The organism is Pantoea sp. PvP021, from assembly GCF_054056055.1.
In genome coordinates, this window is record NZ_JBSRXX010000007.1 from 72,601 (window position 1) to 86,301 (window position 13,701).

Genomic DNA, 13,701 nt, shown 5'->3' on the forward strand with positions numbered 1-13,701 from the left:
GGCGCAGCCTGTCTGCGCCCGCTGTTTTTGCGAACCCTGACCGCAAACGACTGTCACACTTATTAATTCCTCCCACCTTTTGCAGCGAGAGCGTTGTAGCAATGAAAAAACAAGCACGCCTGTTTAGCGCATTAGCCCTGAGTATTGGGATGAGCCTTGCCGCCGCGCCAGACGCGATGGCAACGCTGCCAGCACAAATTGCGGGCCAGCCGCTGCCGAGTCTGGCACCGATGCTGGAGAAAGTGCTACCTGCCGTGGTCAGTGTGCATGTGGAAGGCACTGATTCGGGTGCACAGGCTCAGGATATTCCTGAACCGCTGAAGCGTTTTTTTGGTCAGATGCCTGGCGGAAATAGTCAGCCACAGCCGTTTGAAGGTTTAGGTTCTGGCGTGATCATCGATGCCGCGAAAGGCTACGTGCTCACCAACAATCACGTAGTCAACGGTGCGGATAAAATCAACGTACAGCTTGGCGACGGCAGTGAATATGAAGCCAAACTGATTGGCCATGATGAGCAGACCGATATCGCGCTGATTCAGATTCAGGGCGCAAAAAACCTCACGCAGGTGAAAGTCGCGGACTCTGACCAGCTGAAAGTGGGTGATTTCGCGGTGGCGATCGGTAACCCGTTCGGGCTGGGACAGACGGCCACCTCCGGTATTATCTCCGCACTGGGCCGTAGCGGCCTGAACCTGGAAGGGCTGGAAAACTTTATTCAGACCGATGCCGCGATCAACCGTGGCAACTCAGGCGGTGCGCTGGTCAACCTTAATGGTGAACTGATCGGTATCAACACCGCGATTCTCGCCTCCAGCGGCGGTAACATCGGTATCGGCTTTGCTATCCCGAGTGATATGGCGATGAACCTCGCGCAGCAGCTGATTAAATTTGGTGAAGTGAAGCGCGGTCAGCTCGGCATCAAAGGCACTGAAATGACAGCCGATATGGCTAAAGCATTCAATGTCGATGCGCAGCGCGGCGCCTTTGTCTCTGAAGTCTTACCGCAATCTGCCGCGCAGAAAGCGGGCGTGAAGTCAGGCGATATCATTACGTCGATCAACGACAAGCCGATTACCAGCTTCGCTGAGTTGCGCGTGAAAGTAGGAACCACGCCGCCAGGTGAACAGGTTAAACTTGGCCTGCTGCGTGAAGGTAAGCCATTAACGGTTACCGTTACGCTGGAGCAGAGCGCACAGAGCACCGCCAGCGCACAGCTGATGTCACCCGCGCTTCAGGGCGCAACCCTGAGTGATGGACAGACTAAAACCGGTGATAAAGGCGTGAAGGTCGATACCATCGAAAAAGGCACACCGGCTGAACAGGTTGGTCTGCAGAAAGATGATGTGATTATCGGCGTTAACCGCAACCGGGTTCAGACCATTGCAGAAATGCGTAAAATACTGGAAGGGAAACCGCCGGTACTGGCACTGAATGTGGTGCGCGGCGATGAAAGTATCTATCTGTTGTTGAGATAAACCTCGCATTACGGCGGACACAAGCACGTGTGTGTCCGCCGCTCTCATGCTATTCTCCCCTGCGATCTCCCCTGGCGTAATTTAACACCATGTTTCTTAAACTTTTGCGTGCCGTGGTGCTGGGCCTGATTGTGGCGGGTATTTTGCTCGCAGCACTGCCTGCACTGCGTATGGGCAGCGACGCCCTCTATAACCACGAAAATATTACAGACGAAACGCCCTTTAGCTTCAATCAAGGGGTGCGACGCGCCGTGCCTGCCGTTGTGAACGTTTACAATCGTAGCGCTCACGGCAACAACAATCGTGGCATCACGACCCTGGGTTCAGGGGTGATCATGAATGCAAAAGGCTACATCCTTACCAATAAGCATGTGATCAATAATGCCGATCAAATTATCGTGGCGCTGCAGGATGGCCGCTTCTTTGAAGCGACGCTGGTGGGTTCCGATGGCATGACCGATCTGGCGGTACTGAAGATCACGGCTTCCGGCCTGCCCGTTATCCCCATCAATCCAAATCGCCAGGCGCATATCGGGGATGTGGTGATGGCGATCGGCAACCCCTATAACCTCGGTCAGACGGTCACGCAGGGCATTATCAGCGCCACGGGCCGGGTTGGCTTAAGTTCATCAGGCCGACAGAACTTCCTGCAGACCGATGCGTCAATCAATCAGGGTAACTCCGGCGGCGCGCTGATTAACTCGCTAGGCGAGCTGATGGGCATTAACACCCTGACCTTTGATAAAAGTAGTGATGGTGAAACCCCGGAAGGGATTGGTTTCGCCATTCCAACCGTTTTAGCCTCGAAGATCATGGATAAGCTGATTCGTGATGGTCGGGTGATCCGCGGCTATATCGGCATTACCGGGCGTGAGCTGCCGCCGCTGCATGGACAGGGCAGCAATCTGGATCGGGTTCAGGGCATTATTGTCAGCGTGGTCACGCCAGATGGGCCAGCGGATAAAGCCGGGATTCAGGCCAACGATGTGCTGCTCAGCGTTAATGGCAAGCCGGCCATCTCCGCGCAGGAGACCATGGATCAGGTGGCAGAAATTCGCCCGGGTTCAGTGATTGATGTGCAGGTACTGCGAAACGATCAGAAACTGACGCTGCCGGTCACCATTCAGGAGTTTCCTGACAGCAGCAGTTAGCTGAAACCTGTGCCAGGTCAGGGATGGCCCGGCTGATCGCAAAGAAGGCCGCCATCCATGGCGGTCGGCCTCGCCATCCTGGCTCGGACGCTTTGCTCTTCATCCGGGCCAACCCTTCCCCTCTAATCCGCCATCGTTTGTGATTAACCGATTAGCAGCGATCCACCGGAAACGCGATGACATCGCTCAATGACTCCGCTTTCAACGCCAGCATGATCAGGCGATCGATACCCAGTGCGACCCCGGAACAGGCAGGCAGGCCATGCGCCAGCGCATCCAGCAGATATGTATCAATAGGATGCACAGGCAGGCCGCGCGCCGCACGGCGACGGTTATCCTGCTCAAAACGCTGACGCTGCTCACGGCTGTCGGTCAGCTCGCGGAAACCGTTCGCCAGCTCAATGCCTTTGTAATAGACCTCAAAGCGTTCGGCCACGCGGTGATCTTCGGTGCTAATCTCCGCCAGGGCTGCCTGGCTGGCCGGGAAATGATAAACGAAGCAGGGTTTATCCTGACCAATCTTCGGTTCCACACCCAGCATAAACAGCAGCATCAGTAAGGTATCGCGATCCTCTTCTGCACGCGCAAGCTCGCCTTCACCCAGTTTCTCTGCCGCTTCACGCAACTGCGCTTTATCCGCTGACAGCGGATCCAGCTCAAGATGACGGATAAACGCCTGCTGATAGGAGAGCGACTCAGCGCTGTCACACTCCAGCACCTGCTGCATCAGATCGTCGACTTCGTTCATCAGACGGTACATATCATAATGCGGCCGGTACCACTCCAGCATGGTGAATTCCGGGTTGTGGTGACGTCCCGCCTCTTCGTTGCGGAAGCTGCGCGCCATCTGATAGATCGGGCCACTGCCCGCCGCCAGCAGGCGTTTCATATGATATTCCGGGCTGGTCATCAGCCAGAGATCGCGCCCCTGCGCAGCGCCAGGCCCGACAAAACGCGTCTGGAATGGCACCAGATGGATATCGGTAATGGTGGCCTGGCTCATCGCCGGCGTATCCACTTCCAGCACGCCGCGATCGGCAAAGAAACGACGCACTTCTGCTAAAATAGCGGCGCGTTTTAACAAATTGGCGATGGATGCGCTTGGTTGCCAGCTTGCCGTTTCGCTCATGGTGATGACTCCTGATGCAAATTAGGGGGGGAAGTCTACCTGCAATGCCTGCGGCAAACAATCTCGTGCCCGTACTGCCAAAAACAGCGTTTCGGCTTCTATACTTAAGCGGTTAAATCACAAAGGAATCCCACTATGTCTCCATGGAAAACAGTTGTTGCCAGCCTGAGTGCTTTTCTCTCTGTCGCCTGCAGCACTACGCCGCCAAAGAACGTCACGGTCGTAGATAACTTTGACAGCCAGCGCTATCTCGGTCAGTGGTATGAGATCGCCCGCCTTAACCACCCTTTTGAGCGCGGCCTTGAACAGGTAACGGCAAACTACAGCCCGCGTGAAGATGGCGGCCTGAAGGTAATCAACCGTGGCTATAACGTCAAAAAGCAGCGCTGGCAGGAGAGCGTCGGCAAAGCCTACTTCACCGGTGAACCCACGCGGGCTTCTCTGAAAGTCTCTTTCTTCGGCCCCTTCTATGGCGGCTATAACGTGATTGCTCTCGATCCTGACTACCGCTATGCGCTGGTATGTGGACCGAATCGCCACTATCTCTGGATACTGTCACGCACACCACAACTGGAACCGGGCGTAAAAGAGAAACTGGTTGATCAGGCGCGTCGGGATGGTTTCCCGGTTGAAGAGTTAATCTGGGTAAAACAGAAATAGTGCAGAATCTGACAAGCCGGTACGAAAAGCATTTCGTACCGGTTGGAATAACAGGTTACTTCGTGCTGTTCTGAATCGCCTGGCCGCCCGCTTCGACATCTTCACCTACGCCACGCGTTGTATTACAAGCTGTGAGCAGGGAAGAGAGCACCAGTACAGAGAAGATTGCAGCAATACTTTTCTTTAACATAACAATGTCCTTTTTGATGGATGTAAAGTACAGCGCTTTAAGCATAGCCGGATTTCCGGCAGTTGCTGCTGGCGAGACTTTAAAAAGGACAATCAGTTAAGGTCATTTTGCTGCCCGCGAAATGGCACCACCTAAGTGAGAGACATCTTCGCCAAAACCGTGGAATGTGTTGCAGGCGCTTAACGCAGAGGAGACCAGCAACGCGAACGCGATTAGTTTTGCCAGCTTGATCATTTTTTTCTCTCAGACAAGAAAAAGGCGCACCAGAAGATGCGCCTGCGAATCTTATTTCACGCGTGACACGTATTCGCCAGAGCGGGTGTCAACTTTCACCACTTCGCCCTCTTGCACGAACAGTGGCACTTTCACCACGGCACCGGTAGAGAGTTTAGCTGGCTTGCCGCCAGTCCCTGCGGTATCACCTTTCAGGCCTGGATCGGTTTCGATAACTTCAGCTTCGATAAAGTTCGGCGGCTGAACGGCGATTGGACGACCGTTCCACAGCGTAACGATACATTCAGCGTTATCCTGCAGCCATTTCGCTGCATCGCTTACCGTCTTCTCTTCAACCTGGAACTGCTCAAAGCTTTCCGGATGCATGAAGTGGTAGAACTCACCGTCGTTGTACAGGTAGTTCAGGTTGGTATCTACTACGTCAGCGCCTTCGGCGGAGTCGGTAGATTTAAAAGTTTTCTCAACGCGAGAACCCGTCAGCAGGCGACGCATTTTAACGCGCGCGAATGCCTGACCTTTACCCGGTTTAACGAACTCACTGGATTCGATGGCATACGGCTCGCCTTCGAACATGATTTTAAGACCGGGACGGAAATCGTTGCTAGAATAAGTCGCCATGAAGGCCCTCTACGAAAATTGACACTGGTACTAAGCCAAAAAAATGGCACACATTGTAACCCTAAAAACACCTTCCAGAGAAGATTGGTTGCAGCAACTTGCGGATGTTGTCACCGAACCTGATGAATTACTGCGGATTTTAGCCCTTGATCAGCACACTGAGCTGGCTGAAGGTGCGGATGCGCGGCGTCTTTTCGCCTTACGTGTACCGCATGCGTTCATCCGCCGGATGAAAAAAGGCGATGCGCACGACCCGCTGCTGCTTCAGGTACTGACCCGCCGCCAGGAATTCACTGATGCGCCAGGTTATAGCACCGATCCGCTCGATGAACAAAGCAACGTTGTACCTGGATTGCTGCATAAATACCGAAACCGGGCTTTATTGTTGGTAAAAGGCGGCTGCGCCGTCAACTGTCGCTACTGCTTCCGTCGTCATTTCCCCTATCAGGATAATCCCGGCAATAAGCGTAGCTGGCAGGCTGCACTGGACTATATCGCCAATCATCCCGAGCTGGATGAGATCATTTTCTCCGGCGGCGATCCGCTGATGGCGAAAGATCATGAGCTCGCCTGGCTTATCGCCGCGCTGGAACAGATCCCGCATCTGAAACGTCTGCGCATCCACAGCCGTTTACCGGTGGTGATACCGGCGCGCATTACCGATCAGCTCTGTCAGATGCTCAGCGAGACGCATCTGCAGGTGGTGATGGTGACGCACATCAACCATGCGCAGGAGATTGATGATGAGCTGCGTGAGGCGATGAGCAGCCTGAAGCGTGCTGGAGTGACCCTGCTGAATCAGAGCGTCCTGTTGCGTGGCATCAACGATAATGCGCAGACGCTGGCCACCCTGAGCAATGCGCTATTTGATGCCGGCATTCTGCCCTACTATCTGCACGTGCTGGATAAGGTACAGGGTGCGGCGCATTTCTTTGTGTCAGATGACGAGGCCCGCCAGTTGGTGCGTGCATTACTGTCACAGGTCTCCGGCTATCTGGTGCCAAAGCTGGCGCGTGAAATTGGCGGAGAGCCAAGTAAAACACCGTTAGATTTACAGTTACGTCAGGAATAAAAACGGCCAGCAAAAGGCTGGCCGGTTCAATTTGGCAGACTGCCTGATTCACATTATGGGCACTTGTAGACCTGGCCGGTCATTTTGCTGTCGAGTGGCGCAAACGCGGATAACAGGTTCTGCGTCGGACTGGTTGCCCCATAAATCACGTTACCGCCCATCTCCGCTGCGCGATTGCGCAGGTCGTTTGCTGCGCCACGCAGTGCGCTGGTTTCGCCGCCCGCACCGCTCAGCCAGTTGCTCTGTGAGCCGGTAATATTGCCCAGAAGCTGACAGGTATTGCCAGGCTGCTGATCGGTGAACGTCACGCGCTGTCCTGCTGAAGAGAGTTGCGTAGAGCTGCTGCAGCCCGCCAGCAATAACGCGCCAGCCGTCAGTCCGAGCAAGAGGTTAATCCGCATTGTAATCCCCATTTATTATCATCAGAGTCGGGTGGCAGCGTAGCAGAAAAAGGATTTTTCTTTCTGCACATTCATTGCCCTTATCCCGTTATATCGTCTCAATATTTCACGCCGCTTGCAGGCTGGCAAGCGTGCCGATGCTGGTGAATAAAATGAAGCCAGTCGATCAGTCGGCGCAGCCGCAGACAGCGTGACATATCAAGAGGAAAGACGAACGATTGCGCCTTACTTATACTATTTTCCCACCCAAAAGAAAAACCCCCGACCGTTTCCGATCGGGGGTGATGTCAGAGCGTGATGCCCTTAACCGGTGTAGCCATTACGTCGTGCATTTTCGATGCAATCGGCTTTGTTAACGTAGCCCTGACTGGCGGCGCCGGTAATATTGCCGTTGGGCGCCGTTCTTCTCCAGCGCCACTTGTGTGCTTCGTCCTTATAAAATTCCCATTTATCGTGCATTTTAATTTTCCTTAATCTGTTGTTTATCCCTTTCAGAGCGCGCTATTTTGCGCCGGGCTCTAAGTTAGAGCATCCCGCCCTGACTAAACCATGATGCAGAACATAAAAAAAGTTAATGGGTTTTTCCTGCTGCTGCCAGCATTCAGACGCTGAAAAAGAAAAACCCCCGACCGTTTCCGATCGGGGGTTCTTTGATGACTTAAGCAGTCAACGGCAATTACATCATGCCGCCCATACCGCCCATGCCACCCATACCGCCAGCGCCGCCGCCTAAATCAGGTGCGTCACCTTTTGGCAGGTCAGTGACCATACATTCGGTTGTGATCATCAGACCCGCAACAGAGGCCGCGTACTGCAGAGCAGAACGGGTCACTTTGGTTGGATCCAGGATACCGAAGTCGATCATGTTGCCGTACTCTTCAGTCTGCGCGTTGTAACCGTAGTTACCGTCGCCCGCTTTCACGTTGTTAGCGACAACAGATGGCTCTTCACCGGCGTTAGAAACGATCTGACGCAGTGGAGATTCCATCGCGCGCAGCGCAACTTTGATACCGACGTTCTGATCTTCGTTCTGACCACGCAGATCAACCAGCTGTGCTGCCACGCGAACCAGCGCCACACCACCACCAGCAACCACACCTTCTTCAACGGCAGCACGGGTTGCGTGCAGCGCATCTTCAACGCGGGCTTTCTTCTCTTTCATTTCAACTTCAGTTGCTGCGCCTACTTTCAGAACGGCTACGCCGCCTGCCAGTTTCGCTACGCGTTCCTGCAGTTTTTCTTTGTCGTAGTCAGACGTTGCTTCTTCGATCTGCTGACGAATCTGGGTTACACGGCCCTGAATTGTCGCTTCTTCACCCACACCGTCGATGATGGTGGTGGTGTCTTTGTTGATCACAACGCGTTTTGCCTGGCCCAGATCTTCCAGAGCCGCTTTCTCCAGTTCCATACCGATCTCTTCAGAGATTACGGTACCACCGGTCAGGATAGCGATATCCTGCAGCATAGCTTTACGACGGTCGCCGAAGCCTGGTGCTTTAACCGCAGCCACTTTCACGATGCCGCGCATGGTGTTAACCACCAGTGTTGCCAGCGCTTCGCCTTCAACATCTTCCGCGATGATCAGCAGTGGTTTGCCGGCTTTCGCAACGGCTTCCAGCACTGGCAGCATTTCACGGATGTTAGAGATTTTCTTGTCAGCCAGCAGGATGAACGGAGATTCCAGTTCAATCGCACCGGTTTCTGGCTTGTTGATGAAGTAAGGTGACAGGTAGCCGCGATCAAACTGCATACCTTCAACCACATCCAGCTCATCCTGCAGGCCGGTGCCTTCTTCAACGGTGATCACGCCTTCTTTACCCACTTTCTCCATCGCCTGAGCAATCAACTGGCCCACGGTTTCATCGGAGTTAGCAGAGATAGTACCTACCTGCGCAATCGCTTTAGAGTCAGAGCAAGGAACAGACAGCGCTTTCAGTTTCTCAACCGCAGCGATAACAGCCTGGTCAATACCGCGCTTCAGGTCCATCGGGTTCATACCCGCTGCGACCGCTTTCAGGCCTTCGGTGATGATAGACTGTGCCAGTACGGTTGCAGTGGTGGTACCGTCGCCCGCAGCGTCGTTCGCTTTAGAGGCAACTTCTTTCACCATCTGCGCGCCCATGTTCTCGAACTTGTCTTCCAGCTCGATTTCACGTGCAACAGAAACACCATCTTTAGTGATGGTCGGTGCACCAAAAGATTTATCCAGGACTACGTTACGGCCTTTAGGACCCAGGGTAACTTTTACTGCATCTGCCAGTACGTTCACGCCACGCAGCATTTTTACGCGTGCGTCATTACCGAATTTTACGTCTTTAGCTGCCATCTTTAAATATCCCTTAAATTCGTTTCGTTCAGTGAATTACGCGTAAAAATTACGCTTCAACAACGGCCAGAATGTCGCTCTCAGAGATGATAAGCACCTCTTCGTTGTCGATTTTCTCGGTTTTCGCGCCGTAACCTTCGCTGAAGATCACGATGTCGCCAACCTTCACGTCCAGCGGCTTAACGTCGCCACTCTCAAGGATGCGGCCATTGCCGACAGCCAGTACTTCACCACGGGTGGATTTACCGGCTGCGGAACCGGTCAGCACGATGCCGCCAGCTGATTTAGCTTCAACTTCTTTACGCTTGACGATAACGCGATCGTGCAATGGACGAATTTTCATTTGATAGCTCTCCTTTGAGAAGTCCAATCATTCAGTTTTGGGGTTGAACACCGGGCTGCATGGCTTCCGGCCTCGTGACCAGAGAGATAGGGCCGCTGCCACCCACTTTCAAGGGGGCGGACAACAAATTTTTTACCTGTGAGTGATAAGTGATGGCTTTTTGAACAGATGATGGGGCAAATAAAAAACGCAACCCGAGGGTTGCGCCAGCGTGCTGACAAACTCAGTACAGGATGACCCTGGCAGCAACGGCTAAGCTCAGGGCGCAGGAAACAGGGTCAGAAGAGGAAAGCGTCCCGCGCCACGGATGGCGCGGGCCGAGCAGTCATGGATGACGATTTTGCGACTTTCCGATCTGACCCTGTTCCCTGTGCGGCTCCGGTCTCACAGCTGGCCGGGTCAGGTTTTTCAACAATCTCACGCAACCCGAGGGTTGCGCTTTCAAAGGTGACAGCTGCGGTTAACGATCCTTGTGATCGTCATGATGCTCAAGGCGATCGCTGTCTTTACGCTCGAACTCGCCATCCATGGTGTAGCCGCTGTCTGGACCGGCTCCCGGTCCCCGCCAGACGCGCAGATGAGGCATCAGCTTCAGCGTCAGATGTTTCTGCACCGGTGGCAGCAGCAGCAGCAGGCCCAGCAGGTCGGTAAAGAAACCAGGCAGCAGCAGCAGGAAACCGGCGATGATCAGCGACACGCTTTTGATCATCTCATTGGCCGGGCTTTCATTACGTGCCAGCTTCTCCTGCATCAGCATAAAGTTTTTCATGCCCTGATTTTTGACCAGCGAGACGCCGATGCACGAGGTGAAGACCACCAGCAGCATGGTAAGCAGCACGCCCATGACGTGTGCAACCTGAATGAAGAGGGAAATCTCAATCCAGGCCAGAACGAAAAAGACTAATAACGGTATCCAGCGCACCGTACTCTCCTGTAAGTAGGGGCTGAACGGCAGCGTGCCGGTCAGCAGAAAGCGTTCATCCTGAGGATGATAAGAAAAGAGATGGGCACCCGCGCCGCCATTTTCAACCGATCCTGTCAAATTTATCCTGCGGGGTTAATTTTGTAACCAACTTCACATATCGTTAACCAGGCTGCAGCATTAAGTGATCTGCATGCGTGCTTTTCATATGCATCAGAATATGATCGCACACGCCCCTATGAAGACGGATAATATGTCGGCACGGGTACACCACGACAAAATAAACACATCCTTTGTGATGGTTAGCGGCAACAACAAGAAGGTTATCATGGCGAACAACATTCGTATCGAAGAAGACCTGTTAGGTATGCGCGAAGTTCCGGCGGATGCCTATTATGGCGTTCATACTCTGCGTGCGATTGAGAATTTTTATATCAGCAACAGCAAAATCAGCGACATACCTGAATTTGTCCGCGGCATGGTGATGGTAAAAAAAGCGGCGGCGATGGCCAACAAAGAGCTGCAGACCATCCCGCGCAATATTGCCGATACCATCATTAAGGCCTGCGACGAAGTGCTCAACAACGGCCGCTGTATGGACCAGTTCCCCGTGGATGTTTATCAGGGCGGTGCCGGAACCTCGGTCAACATGAACACCAATGAAGTGCTGGCGAACATCGGCCTTGAGCTGATGGGCCACCAGAAAGGGGAATATCAGTACCTCAACCCCAACGATCATGTGAACAAATGCCAGTCCACCAACGACGCTTACCCAACCGGTTTCCGCATCGCGGTCTACAGCTCGCTACTGAAACTGCTTGATGGCATCAGCCAGCTGGCCGAAGGCTTCCAGCACAAAGCCGATGAGTTCCAGACCATCCTGAAAATGGGCCGTACCCAGTTGCAGGATGCCGTGCCGATGACCCTCGGGCAGGAATTTCACGCCTTCAGCGTACTGCTGAACGAAGAGACCAAAAGCATTCTGCGCACCGCGGAACTGCTGCTGGAAGTGAACCTGGGCGCGACCGCCATCGGCACCCGCCTCAACACGCCGGAAGGGTATCAGCACCTGGCGGTACAGCGTCTGGCGGAAGTCAGCAACCTGCCGGTGGTGCCAGCGGAAGATCTGATTGAAGCAACCTCCGACTGTGGCGCCTATGTGATGGTCCATTCATCGCTGAAACGTCTGGCGGTGAAGCTCTCTAAAATCTGTAACGATCTGCGCCTGCTCTCCTCAGGCCCGCGTGCTGGTCTGAATGAAATCAACCTGCCAGAGCTGCAGGCGGGTTCCTCTATCATGCCCGCCAAGGTCAATCCGGTTGTACCGGAGGTGGTAAACCAGGTCTGCTTCAAAGTGATTGGCAACGACATCACCGTGACGATGGCCTCTGAAGCGGGCCAGCTGCAGCTCAACGTGATGGAGCCGGTGATTGGCCAGGCGCTGTTTGAGTCGATCAGCATTCTGACTAACGCCTGCTATAACCTGCTGGAGAAGTGCATCAACGGCATTACCGCCAACCGCGCAGTGTGCGAAGCCTATGTCTTCAACTCGATTGGTATCGTGACTTACCTCAACCCTTACATCGGCCACCACAACGGCGACATCGTCGGTAAAATCTGTGCGGAAACCGGTAAAAGCGTACGTGAAGTCGTGCTGGAGCGCGGCCTGCTGACGGAAAGTGAGCTGGACGATATCTTCTCGGTGCAGAACCTGATGTACCCGGTTTATAAAGCCAAACGTTATACTGATGAAAACGAACAGTAAGGTTTAACCGACGCTGGTTAACCAAAGGCACACCGCGATCAACACGGTGTGCCTTTTTTTTTGTTAAACAGCACACCCGGCTATTACCGGTTTATCTTTCAGGAGTCATTCATGTTTGTGGTTGAGCTGCTTATCGTCTTGATGGCGATCTGGTTGGGCGCACGTCTTGGCGGCATTGGTATCGGGTTCGCAGGCGGAATGGGCGTGCTGATCCTGACGCTGGGATTTGGCATGGCACCCGGCGCTATTCCGTTCGATGTGATTGAAATCATCATGGCGGTGATCGCCGCGATAGCCGCCATGCAGGTGGCAGGCGGCATGGATTATCTGGTGAGTCTGGCGGAACGCCTGCTGCGCCGCCATCCTCGCCACGTTACGCTGCTGGCCCCACTGGTGACCTACCTGATGACGCTGCTGGCCGGTACCGGACATACCGCGTTCTCAACATTACCGGTGATTGCCGAAGTGGCGAAAGAGCAAGGCGTTCGCCCTTCCCGGCCGCTGTCGATTGCGGTAGTGGCTTCGCAGATCGCGATTACCGCATCACCCATTTCAGCCGCAGTGGTTTTCTTCGCCACTTTGCTTGAGCCGCGCGGCGTCAGCTATATCACGCTGCTGGCGATTGCCATCCCCTCGACCATGGTGGGCCTTTTCCTGGCGGCTCTGGTGACTAACTTCTTAGGCCGTGAGCTAAAGGATGATGAGGTTTATCAGGCGCGTCTCGCCAAAGGCGAAGTCACGCTGCGCGGCGCCAGCCTCTACCAGGCAAAACCGGGCGCGAAAAAATCGGTGCTGCTGTTTCTGACGGGCATTGTGGCCGTGGTGCTTTATGCCACTGCGACCAGCGCCAGCGTCGGGCTGATCGTTAATCCGCCACTGCCACGCAATGAAGCGATTGTGGTGTTTATGCTGACCATCGCCACGCTGATCAGCCTGACCTGCAAACTCGACACCAGCGAAATCCTCAGCGCCAGCACCTTTAAGTCCGGCATGAGCGCCTGTATCTGCGTGATGGGCGTCGCCTGGCTGGGCGATACCTTTGTGAAGGCACATCTGGCGGAGATTCAGATGCTGGCGGGCGACACGCTGAAAACCTATCCGTGGATGCTGGCGCTGGTGCTGTTCTTCGCCTCGATGCTGCTCTACTCGCAGGCGGCGACCACCAAAGCGCTGATGCCCGCCGCGCTGCTGCTGGGCGTTACGCCGCTTACTGCCATCGCTTCTTTCGCGGCGGTTTCAGCGCTGTTTGTGCTGCCGACCTACCCGACCCTGCTGGCCGCCGTTGAGATGGATGACACCGGCTCGACCCGTATTGGCAAGTATGTGTTTAACCATGCCTTTATCATTCCCGGCGTGATCGCCATTGCGCTGTCGGTGCTCTCTGGCTTCATTTTTGGCGGATTGCTGCTATAGCG

General features: G+C 54.3%; 15 protein-coding genes. 6 read left to right on the top strand and 9 right to left on the bottom strand.

Annotated features, from left to right (window positions below; genetic code table 11):
* The first annotated feature begins 101 nt into the window (after positions 1-101).
* Complete coding sequence (gene degQ, locus ACVKSX_RS17450) at positions 102-1,475, top strand: serine endoprotease DegQ (protein WP_010251960.1); 1,374 nt, start codon at positions 102-104, stop codon at positions 1,473-1,475.
* Positions 1,476-1,564: 89 nt separating this feature from the next.
* Positions 1,565-2,626, top strand: coding sequence for an outer membrane-stress sensor serine endopeptidase DegS (gene degS / locus ACVKSX_RS17455; RefSeq protein WP_010251964.1), 1,062 nt, complete (start codon positions 1,565-1,567; stop codon positions 2,624-2,626).
* Between the two features lie 151 nt (positions 2,627-2,777).
* Here degS and epmA read toward each other — a convergent pair whose 3' ends face one another.
* Positions 2,778-3,755 (bottom strand): elongation factor P--(R)-beta-lysine ligase, encoded by a 978-nt coding sequence (gene epmA / locus ACVKSX_RS17460; RefSeq protein WP_354439254.1) that lies wholly within the window; start codon positions 3,753-3,755, stop codon positions 2,778-2,780.
* A gap of 135 nt (positions 3,756-3,890) precedes the next feature.
* On the opposite strand from epmA, the gene ACVKSX_RS17465 reads away from it, so the two are divergent.
* The gene (locus ACVKSX_RS17465) at positions 3,891-4,415 is read left to right on the top strand and encodes a lipocalin family protein (protein WP_010672015.1); all 525 of its coding nucleotides are present in this window, start codon (positions 3,891-3,893) and stop codon (positions 4,413-4,415) included.
* Between the two features lie 55 nt (positions 4,416-4,470).
* On the opposite strand, the gene ACVKSX_RS17470 is transcribed toward ACVKSX_RS17465, so the two are convergent.
* The 3 genes from ACVKSX_RS17470 to efp all read right to left on the bottom strand — a co-directional run bounded on the left by ACVKSX_RS17470 (position 4,471) and on the right by efp (position 5,457).
* A complete protein-coding gene (locus tag ACVKSX_RS17470; protein WP_003848302.1) occupies positions 4,471-4,605 on the bottom strand; it encodes an entericidin A/B family lipoprotein in 135 nt (44 codons plus the stop codon).
* A gap of 102 nt (positions 4,606-4,707) precedes the next feature.
* On the bottom strand, positions 4,708-4,839 hold the full coding sequence (locus ACVKSX_RS17475) for an entericidin A/B family lipoprotein (RefSeq protein ID WP_003848306.1): 132 nt from the start codon (positions 4,837-4,839) through the stop codon (positions 4,708-4,710).
* A gap of 51 nt (positions 4,840-4,890) precedes the next feature.
* Positions 4,891-5,457: an elongation factor P gene (efp, locus tag ACVKSX_RS17480; protein ID WP_010251979.1), complete on the bottom strand. Its 567-nt coding sequence runs from the start codon at positions 5,455-5,457 to the stop codon at positions 4,891-4,893.
* Between the two features lie 43 nt (positions 5,458-5,500).
* Between efp and epmB the strand changes: the two genes are divergently transcribed.
* Entirely contained in the window at positions 5,501-6,529 is a 1,029-nt protein-coding gene (epmB, locus tag ACVKSX_RS17485; protein WP_033770862.1) for an EF-P beta-lysylation protein EpmB, read from the top strand.
* Between the two features lie 53 nt (positions 6,530-6,582).
* Here epmB and ACVKSX_RS17490 read toward each other — a convergent pair whose 3' ends face one another.
* The 5 genes from ACVKSX_RS17490 to ACVKSX_RS17510 all read right to left on the bottom strand — a co-directional run bounded on the left by ACVKSX_RS17490 (position 6,583) and on the right by ACVKSX_RS17510 (position 10,521).
* Positions 6,583-6,930, bottom strand: coding sequence for a DUF4156 domain-containing protein (locus tag ACVKSX_RS17490; protein WP_010251983.1), 348 nt, complete (start codon positions 6,928-6,930; stop codon positions 6,583-6,585).
* A 303-nt stretch (positions 6,931-7,233) separates the two neighbouring features.
* A complete protein-coding gene (locus ACVKSX_RS17495; protein WP_010251985.1) occupies positions 7,234-7,389 on the bottom strand; it encodes a YegP family protein in 156 nt (51 codons plus the stop codon).
* Positions 7,390-7,606: 217 nt separating this feature from the next.
* On the bottom strand, positions 7,607-9,256 hold the full coding sequence (gene groL, locus ACVKSX_RS17500; RefSeq protein ID WP_010251987.1) for a chaperonin GroEL: 1,650 nt from the start codon (positions 9,254-9,256) through the stop codon (positions 7,607-7,609).
* Between the two features lie 49 nt (positions 9,257-9,305).
* Positions 9,306-9,599 carry a co-chaperone GroES gene (locus ACVKSX_RS17505; RefSeq protein ID WP_022625257.1) on the bottom strand — a complete coding sequence of 98 codons (294 nt, stop codon included), beginning with the start codon at positions 9,597-9,599 and terminating at the stop codon, positions 9,306-9,308.
* 460 nt (positions 9,600-10,059) lie between these two features.
* Complete coding sequence (locus ACVKSX_RS17510; RefSeq protein ID WP_010251992.1) at positions 10,060-10,521, bottom strand: FxsA family protein; 462 nt, start codon at positions 10,519-10,521, stop codon at positions 10,060-10,062.
* Between the two features lie 328 nt (positions 10,522-10,849).
* Between ACVKSX_RS17510 and aspA the strand changes: the two genes are divergently transcribed.
* Entirely contained in the window at positions 10,850-12,286 is a 1,437-nt protein-coding gene (gene aspA / locus ACVKSX_RS17515) for an aspartate ammonia-lyase (protein ID WP_010251996.1), read from the top strand.
* Between the two features lie 111 nt (positions 12,287-12,397).
* Entirely contained in the window at positions 12,398-13,699 is a 1,302-nt protein-coding gene (locus ACVKSX_RS17520) for an anaerobic C4-dicarboxylate transporter (RefSeq protein WP_010252002.1), read from the top strand.
* The last annotated feature ends 2 nt before the right edge of the window (positions 13,700-13,701 follow it).

Coding starts and splice junctions, on each gene's coding strand:
- degQ (WP_010251960.1), top strand. CDS start 102: ATGAAAAAACAAGCACGCCTGTTTAGCGCATTAGCCCTGAGTATTGGG.
- degS (WP_010251964.1), top strand. CDS start 1,565: ATGTTTCTTAAACTTTTGCGTGCCGTGGTGCTGGGCCTGATTGTGGCG.
- epmA (WP_354439254.1), bottom strand. CDS start 3,755: ATGAGCGAAACGGCAAGCTGGCAACCAAGCGCATCCATCGCCAATTTG.
- ACVKSX_RS17465 (WP_010672015.1), top strand. CDS start 3,891: ATGTCTCCATGGAAAACAGTTGTTGCCAGCCTGAGTGCTTTTCTCTCT.
- ACVKSX_RS17470 (WP_003848302.1), bottom strand. CDS start 4,605: ATGTTAAAGAAAAGTATTGCTGCAATCTTCTCTGTACTGGTGCTCTCT.
- ACVKSX_RS17475 (WP_003848306.1), bottom strand. CDS start 4,839: ATGATCAAGCTGGCAAAACTAATCGCGTTCGCGTTGCTGGTCTCCTCT.
- efp (WP_010251979.1), bottom strand. CDS start 5,457: ATGGCGACTTATTCTAGCAACGATTTCCGTCCCGGTCTTAAAATCATG.
- epmB (WP_033770862.1), top strand. CDS start 5,501: ATGGCACACATTGTAACCCTAAAAACACCTTCCAGAGAAGATTGGTTG.
- ACVKSX_RS17490 (WP_010251983.1), bottom strand. CDS start 6,930: ATGCGGATTAACCTCTTGCTCGGACTGACGGCTGGCGCGTTATTGCTG.
- ACVKSX_RS17495 (WP_010251985.1), bottom strand. CDS start 7,389: ATGCACGATAAATGGGAATTTTATAAGGACGAAGCACACAAGTGGCGC.
- groL (WP_010251987.1), bottom strand. CDS start 9,256: ATGGCAGCTAAAGACGTAAAATTCGGTAATGACGCACGCGTAAAAATG.
- ACVKSX_RS17505 (WP_022625257.1), bottom strand. CDS start 9,599: ATGAAAATTCGTCCATTGCACGATCGCGTTATCGTCAAGCGTAAAGAA.
- aspA (WP_010251996.1), top strand. CDS start 10,850: ATGGCGAACAACATTCGTATCGAAGAAGACCTGTTAGGTATGCGCGAA.
- ACVKSX_RS17520 (WP_010252002.1), top strand. CDS start 12,398: ATGTTTGTGGTTGAGCTGCTTATCGTCTTGATGGCGATCTGGTTGGGC.